The following is a 12,095-nucleotide window of genomic DNA, read 5'->3' as shown; positions in this document are numbered from 1 at the left end:
ACCCTCAAGAAATGTGTTTCTAAAATCAGAATTTGCTGAAAAAACAGGTGTAACATTCGATAAAAATGTAGCCGCTGAAGCCAATGAAAGAACTTTAACAAAAGAAAAACGAGAAAATTTTAAATCGCTCCCTGCTAATTTTGTATATAATTTTTTCATAATGAACTCCCCAATGAAAAAATAACTATAAACATAAAAAAGACACATTTAAGCGCTATAAAACTCTTTAAAATCAGCTTTTTCTAAACATAAAAATTTAGTACCTGATTGAAAAGATAGAGAAGTTGTGTTTTTAGGTTTTATGGTTAACGTGCTTTGCTCTTTTACATTTCCTAAGAAGGTAAATTTTTTGTGGTGATTGTTTTTTAACCTTTAAACTTGTTGGTTGTTTTTTGCAAGGGGTGGAGTTAGTTTAGTATATTGTTTCTATAACTTCCTCCGGTAAAATTGAAATACATTTAAATATATACTTTTATCTTATTAGAAAATTTTTTAATAGATTTCTAGAAGGTGAGAGTTTTTTTATCTGTAGGGTGCTACAGATTTTTTATATTTAAAAATTACAGCAGAAAATAATGAACTTATAATTTATGAAAAAACTCATTATCTTATTTTGAAATAAGAAGTTTACTTTGTTGAAAGTGTACGGTTTTTCTGTTTTTTAAACCTGTATTTATCATTATAGCGCTTATCAATTTATATATATATATTTTTTCATCCGTAAAAACAATTCACCCCTGCCTCATGAGACAGGGGTGAAAAAGTGTTTTTTATGTATTTTGTTTATTATCAGTTCAATGTCATATTGAATCCCGCGCCTACACCCCAGTGACCTCCAGAAGTTGTTGCAGATATGTTAGAACGGTATTTTCCATTTTCTGAGGTGTAACCTGCACCAAAGGCAAATGCAGATTGGCTACGCCATAAACCAGTACCAAATCCAACGCTTAATTTTCCAGGTGTATCATTGTAGCGTAAGTTAGAAACTGCTAAACCAATCGCAGCTGCTTGTCTTGCCTCTTTTTTCACACTCTCAATACTATAGTTTAAAACATCAAACTTCATATCTGTATATTGCTTAGCCCGATCAACAGCATCATCAATCGCATCAATCGTGATATTATTTATCCGTTGATCTGTGTAGTGTTTGGATTGATCAAGAATTATCTTCATCTGTTCTTGGGTATAGTCATGGAGCTGACCACCATTTACAGCTTCTTTCGACCCTTTTTCAATTTTACCATCAGCTACATTATCAATCATAACAGGTTCACTAGGATCACCACCCGCTAATGTGATTTTATTGGTTTTTTTGCCGTTTTCATCTCTGTCATAACGAACAGCGTCCTCAGCAATATCGTTAACTTTATTATCAATATTATCAACTTTGTTTTCAATATTGAAAACCGTTTCACCAATATTCGTAACCGTAGTGGAAATATTATCGACTCTGTTGTTAAGATGCTTCACATCTTTTTCAACACTCGTGACACGTTCATTGGTTTCCCAAAGTTGACCACCATTAACCGCATCTTTCGAACCTTCTGCAATTTTACCATCAGCTACATTGATAATCTTACTCGGCTTACCATCGCGACCTGCATCATAGGCTTTTTTATCACTGTTCCACTTTAAAGCATCTGAATCGACCTTGTTGATGACATCATCAATACGGTTATTAATATTTGACATATTTTTATTGACGTCACCAAAAGCATCAGCGACATTATGGTGCTCTTTCTCAACAGTCGTACCATCAGCATTGACTTGAACAATCTTAAAAGTAGGACCTGTCCATTTGCCATTCTCATATTTGGCACCGCCACCGAAATAATTAGCAAGCTGGTTGCTCATGAAATAAAGCTGGTTACCCGTAATGGCATCCGTTGAACCCTTAGCAATTTCACCATCTAAAAGATATTTCAATTTGCTGTTTGTTTTCTTGCCATCTTTTTCATGACGTGCAACAAATGCTTCTTCTTCATCATCCCACAGTAAAGCATCTTTTGAGAAATCTTCAATTTTCTGATTAAACTCATTGGATACATTTGTTAAGCGCTTATTTACATCTTGAACATTACTATCAAGACCTTTTAAAGCTGAACCAACGTCATAAAAATCAGCCTTCCCTACCTTACCATCTACAATAGCCGATAAAGTATATTTCAGCCCTTCAAAAGCACCGTTAATGAACTTTGCACCACCGCCAAAAAACTTTGCAATATCTGCTGATATTTTATTAATCTGACTACCATTGATTGCATCGTTGGAATTTTCAGAAATGCTACCATCTTTCACGTTACGAAGAGCAACTGGTCCGTTGTTCTTATCGCCGCCCAAAGTTACACTACCATAATTAACATTACCATTGTCATTCTTATCATAGAGAACTGCAGCAGCACTTGCTGTCTCAATATCTTTAGAAATCTTCTCTATACTTTTATCAAGTTGATCTTTGTTAACAGCTTCATCACCCTTCTCTGCTGCCTTAACACCAGAAATAGAACGTTCTACTTTACCATATCCTGCAATATTGATCTCAGTCCCAGCTGTATCCTTACCTATAGTGATAACACCTGACGCACCTCCTTCTTGCTTCACAAGGCTATTTTTTGTTATATCAGAAATTTGATTGTGAATATTTGTGAAAGTATTGTTCACACCTTCAAAAGCATCAGCAACATTGTCATAAGGCTTCTTAGAGACAGCACCATTATCGTTGATCTGATAAACTTTGAAAGTAGGAGCGTGCCATTCTCCATTTTCATTATATCCAGCGCCACCACCAAAATATTTAGCAACATCACTAAACCCACTAATCAAATTTGCATTAACAATCCTGACATTTTTATCAAGCCCATCTAAAGCCGATCCAACATCATTATATTCCTTCTGTCTTACTGAGCCATCTACTTCAATAGTAGTTAAATTATATCTTGGTTTAACAAAAGCACCGTTAATAAATTTTGCATTCCCACCAAAGAAATTCGCAATATCTCCAGATATCTGATTAATCTGGCTACCATTTATTGCTTCTGTTGAATTTTCTGAAATCTTTCCATTTTTCACACCTGCAATGGTTCGCTCTCCCTCAGTACCTGCGATATCGATTTTTGTACCGCCTTTTTCAGCACCAATGGTAATGAATTTCTCATCTTCGTCCCATTTAACAAGACTATTTTCTTTTATATTAAGGATTCTATTACGAAGATTCGTGATGGAACTATTGACACCACGAAAAGCATCAGCGACATTATTGTATGATGCACTCGTAAAAATACCATCCTCACCAGGCTGCAAAATACGGAAAGTAGGATTAGTCCATTCCCCACTCTCATAACTAGCACCACCACCAAAATACCTAGCAATGTCGCTACCCATAGCATAAAGCTGGGAACCATTTATTGCATCAGATGAATCCACATTAACCGCCCCAGATTCAACACCCTTAATAACCCGATTAAGGCCTGCATTATTTCGAACACTAATTGACTCGCCGCCTTTTTCGCTACCAATGGTGATAAGTTCCTGTTCTTCGTCCCATTTAACAAGATTATTTATTGTCTGATTGTTAATCCGATAGTAAATATCCAGGATGGAATTGTTGACACCACCTAAAGCATCAGCGACATTATGGTGTTTCTTCCCAAAAATAGCACCCTTTTCGTCAGGCTGCAAAACTATGAAAGTAGGATCAGTCCATGCCCCATCATAGCTAGCACCACCACCAAAATACCTAGCAATGTCGCTACCCATAGCATAAAGCTGGGAACCATTTATTGCATAAGATGAATTCTCATTAACCGCCCCAGATGCAACACCCCTAATAGCCCGATCACCGCCTTTATTATTTTGAACAGTAATTGACCTGCCGCCTTTTTCCTTACCAATGGTGATAAGTTCCTGTCCTTCGTCCCATTTAACAAGACTATCTCCTGCCATTTCATTTTTGATTTCGTTCAATTGTGCAAAATTTACTGCATCGGTATCTTCAGTTCCCCTTGCCACTTTTGTAATCTTTTGATCGCCTGCATTAATACCATTAACAGTTATGCTTGGCCCATTACCATCAGTAAACATAAAGCCATCAGCATTCATAACGCTTGTTTCTGCTGTGACACTTTTTACATTAATATTATCAGACAAACCAAATTCTACAGTGTTGTCACTGTTTTTGATAATTTGAATATTCGGGTTACTTTTGTTACCAGCTGATTGTAAATTTACTGAACCGTTTGGACCAATATGCGTAGCATCTTGACCATTAACAGAAAGTTGCCAACTTGTTTTGAAACCATCTTTTACTTCCTTCAGCTGTTTATAATTCACTGCATGATCATCTGCAGTCGCGTCTGCTACTCCTGTAATCTGTTGCTTGCCAGCATCAATACCATCTATAGTTATTTTGGCCCCATTAGTGATCATAAAACCATTGTTACTCATAGAACTTTGTCCTGTAGTGACACTCGTTAATTGAAGAGTATCACTCAAAGCAAATTTGACGTTATGCTTATTATTTGCACTACCTTTTTCTATCTTTAAGTTGTCTTTTCCCACTTCGTTGTTATTTTTCACTGAAAAATCGACTGTATTGCTTGGATTAACATCTGTAGGATTTGTATCGTTAGCAGAAAGTTTCCAAGCTCCTCCTCCTGCTATGACGTCTCTCATAGCTTTCAGCTGCGCCACATTCACAGCATCGGTATCTTCACTACCAGCTGCTACCCCTGTAATTTGTCGTGTTAGCTTACCGTTACCATTGCCACCAACTTCACCAACGCTGAAAGCACCTGCAGTGCTTTTCCATGCCAGACCGGTTTCTGTTGAATCACCATTCAGATAAGGGTCATAACCAACAATCCCCTTAGCTCTATCAGAGAGAGAGCCCCCACCTATAGCAACACCGTCATAAACCTTTACTTGTGCATTTGCTCCAATAGCAACAGAATCTTCCGCTTCAGCGTAGGTATGCGTACCTATAGCAATCGCGTTTTCTCCCTTTGCTGTTACTTTTCTGTTAGCTTCTGGAGTTCTGTCAGAATCCCTGCTCCCTATTGCAATAGCACCTGACCCCAAAGCTTCAGCTTCTGAACCTATAGCAATTGCATAATTCTTATCTGCTTTTGTCTTAGTCCCTAAAGCAACGCTATTTTTACTAGAAGCGGTTGCAAGTCCACCAATAGCAACTGTAGCTTCCCCCGATGCTTCTGATCCCACACCCATAGCAACACTTACTTTTCCAGCTGCAAGCGCAGAAACACCAAAAGCTTGTGCTCCACCAGTTTTTGCGGTTGCACCAGCACCAAATGCCGTTGAATAATTCCCCGTCGCTGCAGATCCACAACCAGTTGCAAAAGAGTACACACCATAAGCCTCAGGCATAGCGGATTCGACACCACCAGTCAGCGCCCCCATATAACCACCACGAGGATTTGTCCAACTATTACCACCCCAAGTAACCTTTTCAGTGGTTGTACCATAAGGATTACGATCAACAAATTTTTGATCCGTGATAAATCTATTATATTGCTCTTCTGCAGTTATAGGATTAGCAGCATTCGCCTGTTGTATACCACCACGACCAATAACAGTGTCTGCACCACAGAAATTATCATCACCAGCTAAAACAATACTGCCATGACTGCCATGTGCATAAGCCACACCAGGAGCACTTGAGCTTGAAGTAAGCCCTCCTGTTATCGCAAGGTTCGCAGCAAAAACCGGCGAAACACTTGATAACAGTGAAGTCATTACTGTTCCCAACGAAACAGCTTTAACCAAGTTTGATGTTGAATATAATTTTTTCATAAGAACCTCCTCCAACAGAGTCCAATATCATTACAACGCGCAAAAACCTCACGGCAAAACCCCTGTTTGCGCCCCAAAAAACGAATAAATTAAAGACAAAAACCATCCCCCGCGATAGCGATCCCCATCACAGCATCACCCTAAAATCTCTGAAAAGATATTGAATCTAGAAAAGTCCCCAACCCTTTGAGCTAGAGGGATTCAAGCTAAAAAATAAACCAAAACACAAGACTTTGAAAACATAACGTAATCTCCATTCAAAAACACTGCTATTTACCTCTTAACAAAGATAGTTTTACTAAAGAGCAATTCTACTTTTTAGATAAAGCGCCTCAGTAGAATGGCAAGAGTATAAAAATAATTTTTTATAAATTTGTCAAAATACTTCTCAATAAATTAGCTGTTCTTATAAGCACAAATTTATGATTTTTTTAACTTATAGCATAATGTAATGGATGACGATTACCATAATGACCTCACTCTTTTCTGCGAGGTAAGCTGTTTCAATATATGATACATATCTTTAAAAGAAATCTTTCTTAATATAATGATGTACGCTCTGTAAAAAGTTTCAACGTGCTCATCTCATCATCTTCATAAAAAGACAAAAGCGCGCCTATAAATAGTCTTTCCTTCTTCTCTCTTATATGTCTGTAACCCTTTTATAGGAACAAAACATCGTCATTGTATTTTCACTGTTGTATATTTTTTTTGTATTACTAACTGTAATTCTTTTTATAAGCAGTTTTATCTTTATTAGAGCAATACATTAATTTATAACGGTAATTTATCATTATTTCATGTTGAATAAGAGACCAAAAAAAATCGTGAGATTTTCTTATTTAAAACCTGTTTATACCGTAAAAAATCAAAAAAGTTTTATTTTTTAAAAAGGCTGTTCATTCGTATCTTATGACGTTTCTAGATGTGCTTTTCAGTTTCGATTTTACGCTTTAAATGCAATTTTAAAAGTGGCAAAGTGGCTTCGACTTCTTCCATATCATTGAGGTTTTGAATAAGCTCTTGCAATTTTCCATAAAGCTCTGCTGCTAATTCCGCAACATCTTCAGGAGAAAGTGTTATTTTTGCATCATGATAGGTCGTATAAACCAAATGTCCAAGCTTTTTCATCAGCCCAGCAGGAATCGCTTGTGGTTTAAAACCAGCTGCTTTCGCCTTTGCCATATCTGAAAACATCTCGCCATTGCCCGTTACAAGCCAATCTAATGAAACACCACAAATTTCTTGATATTTGGAGAGCGCAGAGGCTGTAGGCTCACTTATACCAGTTTCATAAGTTCCTATAGAGCCAGCAGTGATACCAAGATGTTCCGCAAACTGCTTACGCTCTGTAAAACCAAGAGCGTGACGCACTTCACGAAAACGTTTTGCCAACTCAGTTTTAGGTTTTGCTTCCGGACGAGCCAAAAAAAACACTCCAAAATCAATATAATTGTTGACTAAATAATTATATTGATTTATACCTTTTGTTACTGCCCCTCATGTTAGGCAAAGATCTACATACATAACCCCACAAAAATGGATGTTACAGCATCCGTCTAAGCAGGAGCGAAAATTATGACAATTACACAAAAAATGCAATCGCCGTGGTATTTTACTGAACTGCGTCCCTGTAATATAACCTTGGAAAAACTCAAGCCTATCAGAGGCTATTTTCCAGAGTCAAAAACATTTGGACACAGCCTAATGAAAAAGCTAAATGCGCCACTGCCAACTCTATCAGTTTGCACGCCAAGCAAATTCTTGCCAACTGCTTTCTCAAAAGTCACAGTCATATTTTTCAGAAGCAAAAAGCCCAACACAGGTTCTCTCACTCAACAGCCTAGTAAACCTGCTTAAACCTCTTTGCAAGAATCTATAAATACACTTCCCAAAGTTTTTACATTACAACATAAGGTAAAAAGTTTATCAATGTCTAAAAATCAATATAAAACAGGTAAAATAATTGGTATTCTACAAAAAATGAGATCATCACTCGTTATTAAAAAGTTAGACGTTTACAAACCATATTTGCTTATTTTATATATTAATGGTGCTAAGTTAGCTGTAATTGGCAATAGAGATTTCAGGGTGTTTGGTTTATCGTCAGAATGCTCCTCCTCTATGCATATTAAAAGCCTTTTAGCAATGTATTTTAAATGCTATAAGTTCTATAGTAAACACATTACCATCCATATTTACAATTGGCGCTTCAAAATCTTGAAGTAATACAGTCTTTAATAGACATTGATTTAAAAGCGCGTATTTTGCAGAAAATTGACAAAACCATGAGGTTCGTATACATGGCAATTCTAAGTGATAATAGTGGAGTGATACTTAAAAAAGCTGTATGGGAAACCGCAACGCGGAGGAATTAAGCATGACCTCTTTATGCGATAAAGAATTATCTGATACATTGGTTGGTCTTTATGACGACTATCAACACGGTTTCGACATTGGAGAAGAGCTTAAATTGTGCGTGGATTTGGCGTTATCTCTTGAATTGGAACTCAGTATTCACCGTTTAAGTGAAACAGATGCTGTTTTAAAAAAAGAGATTGTGCAAACCTTACATCGTCGTAGAAATACCCATTCCAATGAAGATGAAATTGATACAATTTTTCATATGGATTTTGAAAAACAAAAATAATGCAACACTCTCCCCGTATGATAAGATATTACCTTATCGCTTTACTTTCTACTGCGCTTAAACAAAAAAACTTTCAAGAAGATTTAAAATGTTGCGTTTTCGTCTTCTTAACAACAGTGAGATGAATTAAAGAAACGCAGCAATTCTTGTGGGTCGTTATCAAAAAATAGAGAGTATTCTCTAGCATACATCAATTTATGCTTTATTCATTAAGCACCAATTTTTACATTTTCTCACTTCCCTGTAAAAGCAAAATATGAAATATGCTGTAGCGTAAATGTTTATAAAATAGCGTGTATTACCACACTTATAAATGTAATTTATTGTTTTTCATGTTTATAAAACAGCACTATGAATACTCCAACAAGTGCAAAAATGCTTTGAAAAAAATATATCGATTGAGGTGATATGCTACTGTTATCGCGTGCCATAATGAGATAGACTGCGAGGATCAAGCATCCAGAGATACCATTAAAACTTGCCTGCAATCTTCCTTGGTATTCAGGATCACAAGAGAGTTGTGATAAAGAAATCGAAAGAGCCCAACTCGAAAGTCCAAATCCAATCATAAAGTAAACAGGAAAAACAACAAAATTGTGTGTATTAACAGAGAGAATAGCGAGACCAATAGCCATAAAAGCTAATAAAATGGCTAATGTTTTCCTTATGGATAAAACTTTACAAAGAAGTGGTGAAAAAACCGCACCTGTCAATACGCCCATAGAATAAAGCACCTCAAATATTGCAAAGGTCCTGCTATCCGCATGCAAAACCTCTTGTATATAAGGAACGAGAATAACAGGAATGGTCATCAAAAGAGTCATAATAATCATCTGGCTTACATAAGGTACAAAAAGAGCCGGATTCTGTTTAAAATAATGAAGTGCTGCTGTATAATTTTCCCACCAATTTTGCTGGTTTTGATTTTTAGATCTTCGGTTTTTAGGTACCTTCATTGCAAAATTAAATAAACCAGCAATAATAAAGAATATACCACCTATTAGAAGAGTTCCTTTTGTTCCTGCATAGGACAGTATCAATCCACTTAAGCCCATACCTGCGATAGTGCCAAGTTCATAAATCATATCGATAGTCGCATTTGCATTGATGAGCTGTTCCTTCAGCACAATACTTTGAATTAAAGAAATAGCTGATGGCATATAAAAAGAGATAAAAATACCCAAAAGAGCAGATAAGACCATCAATTCAATTTCTATACCAAAATGCCATAGCATTACCCAGCCAACGATTACCAAACCTCTCACAAGATTTGAAATAATAATTTGCGTTTTACGATTATATTTATCCGCCAATATGCCCAAAATAGGGGCAAAAATAATGCTAGGCGTCCAAAGAAAAAGCATCATCAACGCTACACCACGGATTGAACTCGTCTGATTGTAAGCAAGCCACGACAATGCAATATAATTTAGTCCATTTCCAAATGTAGCAAATAAGCCACTCAAAGTAAAATAGAGAAAAGTTCTATTTTCAAATAAAGCAATGCGTTCCTTCAAATTTGAAGTGAACATAAATTATCCTCTAAAATAAATACCCGTCGATATGCATGATACATCCTGTTTAAAAACATGCATTCCTACGGTTTTCATTTTAGATCATTAAATTTAAGAAAGCAAAATTCCTTTTTTGAAGCTTTTAAAATCTTTGTGCTGTTGTATGATTAATTCTTCTATGAAAACAAAACATTTATGCACTAAAATATGCTCGAGTACATCCCTCCATGTCGTTATTCTATCACCACACTTCGTCTCTAAAAGAATAAACATACTATTATTCTCACGATAAATATTGATAACTTTTCTACTCCCCTTCTCTAAATCTTTTAAAACAAGCCCATTACAGTTAATTTTCCAATTAAAATATATAACGTGATATTTTTCCTGAGCAGTTAAATTATTGCAATCATATCTCTAAAGTTTCAGATTTAGAATACGAATACATAAGAAGGATTTATCGTGGATAAATTGATTAATAAATGATTTTATTCATAATCAAAAACAAACTTCATCTATATGACGTCGTATTTGATGATGAATTAAAGAAACAGAAGCAGTTCCATCAATTGTTATAAACCGCTCATCTATTTCTGATAAAACTTCGTATACTTCATAAACTTTTTCAATAAAAGAGAGTTGTTCTTCGTATTTTAAGTTTAAACCATCCCTTTTCTGCAACCGCTCCAGTATAGTAGTGGGCGGTAAATGAAGATAAAATGTAATATGAGGTCTTGGAATAGATTGATTTAATTTAACTACACTTTCAACAGAAAGCTCTCGAGCATAAAAATAAGCAAGACTAGAATAAACATATCGATCGCTAATTAATAAATTTTGCGATAACATTAAGGAAGGTTCAATAATTTCAAGCGTATGTTTGCGTCTATCTGTCGCTGATAAGAGTGCGAAAAGCAACGGATCAATTGCTTTTCCATTATCTAAGTAATCTCTAATTTCTGGATTATTTCTATACCAATAACTGGATTGAAAAGTTTGTATTATATGTTTTTCTGTTGAATAATGGTGAGCAATTTCTTTTGTTTGTGTTGTCTTTCCACTCCCATCAAACCCGCATAAGACAATAAAAGAACCGGAAAATTTCTTTGGAGACCACATGGAATTATAAACTTTTTTATCAAGATACATTTTGTCTATATACTCTCCATAAGTTAAATTGTTTTATGTCTAAAATCTCTTAATGTTTAATAAGATGTTTTTTTACTCGTCTCTAAACAGAAAAACACAATACTCCCGCATTTGTATAACTTATTAACTTTATGATAAATGGCGGTATATAGACTTATTTTTAAGATAAGATTATATTTTAGACAACTGAAAATGAGATTAAGTATTTTTGAAAAATATATTTTTTGTTCACGCTACATAACCTGCCATTTTTTAACGAATTCTAGTAGAGTTTCTGAGGATTACTCCTATAACGTCGTGTAAGCGTATAGAAATGAGTTCGATCTAAGTATATTATTGCCCCTAAGGGCTGATACTAGATTGCGCTACACAGGAATCTAACGAAATCAACTCTATATTTTCTCAAACCACTGCCCACGCTATAAGCATTCGATATCCGATTCCGTCAAAAAGCAGCAGAGCAATTCTCAGAAAACATCGCTGAGATATTGAAATATGCCTTGCAAAAGCGTTTGAATCAAATGTTTCACTATATTTTTCGGTATATTCATAAACTGAAACTAAGAATATTATAATAAGACTTCAAACAACGACGACGCCCAAATCGGCCGTGACAAAGCCTCCTAAAACTGAACCAATAATACCTTCTCTATGAAAAAGACTACCATATAAAGGCTTTAATACAACCGCACACCTTAGCGCTAATGCCATAAATGTTTCTGATAGATAACGAAGTTTATTGTCACAACAACATCTAACAACCGTCAATAACAAAACCTCAACCTTGAGTATAAACAAAATCAACTTGAAAGCGCGAAATATATCTCTAGGACATAGTTCTTTATTGGCAAGCCACCTGCCAAGAGACGCAGTAAAAATACCAGCCTCCATCCTACTCATTCTCCTGAAAATAAGCTATCACTAGCATAAACATCAGCGTTCAATTTTTCCTACTGAAAAAACTTGACATGCCC

Annotated in this window: 7 protein-coding genes; 2 read left to right on the top strand and 5 right to left on the bottom strand. The window is 35.7% G+C overall.

Annotated elements, in window-relative coordinates:
- Positions 1 to 789: 789 nt before the first annotated feature.
- Positions 790 to 5,808, bottom strand: coding sequence for a Vomp family autotransporter (locus ACFIJ9_RS01235; RefSeq protein WP_375635459.1), 5,019 nt, complete (start codon positions 5,806 to 5,808; stop codon positions 790 to 792).
- Positions 5,809 to 6,729: 921 nt separating this feature from the next.
- The gene (locus ACFIJ9_RS01230; RefSeq protein ID WP_375635458.1) at positions 6,730 to 7,236 is read right to left on the bottom strand and encodes a helix-turn-helix domain-containing protein; all 507 of its coding nucleotides are present in this window, start codon (positions 7,234 to 7,236) and stop codon (positions 6,730 to 6,732) included.
- A gap of 150 nt (positions 7,237 to 7,386) precedes the next feature.
- Here ACFIJ9_RS01230 and ACFIJ9_RS01225 point away from each other — a divergent pair, with 150 nt between their 5' ends.
- Together ACFIJ9_RS01225 and ACFIJ9_RS01220 are read left to right on the top strand one after the other, a co-directional pair.
- Positions 7,387 to 7,668: a hypothetical protein gene (locus tag ACFIJ9_RS01225; RefSeq protein WP_375635457.1), complete on the top strand. Its 282-nt coding sequence runs from the start codon at positions 7,387 to 7,389 to the stop codon at positions 7,666 to 7,668.
- Positions 7,669 to 8,188: 520 nt separating this feature from the next.
- The gene (locus ACFIJ9_RS01220; RefSeq protein WP_375635456.1) at positions 8,189 to 8,458 is read left to right on the top strand and encodes a hypothetical protein; all 270 of its coding nucleotides are present in this window, start codon (positions 8,189 to 8,191) and stop codon (positions 8,456 to 8,458) included.
- Positions 8,459 to 8,778: 320 nt separating this feature from the next.
- On the opposite strand, the gene ACFIJ9_RS01215 is transcribed toward ACFIJ9_RS01220, so the two are convergent.
- The 3 genes from ACFIJ9_RS01215 to ACFIJ9_RS01205 form a co-directional block, all read right to left on the bottom strand.
- On the bottom strand, positions 8,779 to 9,990 hold the full coding sequence (locus tag ACFIJ9_RS01215; protein WP_375635455.1) for an MFS transporter: 1,212 nt from the start codon (positions 9,988 to 9,990) through the stop codon (positions 8,779 to 8,781).
- A gap of 480 nt (positions 9,991 to 10,470) precedes the next feature.
- The gene (gene tmk / locus ACFIJ9_RS01210; protein WP_375635454.1) at positions 10,471 to 11,121 is read right to left on the bottom strand and encodes a dTMP kinase; all 651 of its coding nucleotides are present in this window, start codon (positions 11,119 to 11,121) and stop codon (positions 10,471 to 10,473) included.
- 582 nt (positions 11,122 to 11,703) lie between these two features.
- Positions 11,704 to 12,021: a hypothetical protein gene (locus tag ACFIJ9_RS01205; RefSeq protein WP_375635453.1), complete on the bottom strand. Its 318-nt coding sequence runs from the start codon at positions 12,019 to 12,021 to the stop codon at positions 11,704 to 11,706.
- Positions 12,022 to 12,095: the final 74 nt, after the last annotated feature.

It is taken from the genome of Bartonella sp. MR90HLJMH, assembly GCF_042194115.1.
Taxonomy (GTDB): domain Bacteria; phylum Pseudomonadota; class Alphaproteobacteria; order Rhizobiales; family Rhizobiaceae; genus Bartonella; species Bartonella grahamii.
This window is presented reverse-complemented; position numbering and strand designations above follow the sequence as displayed.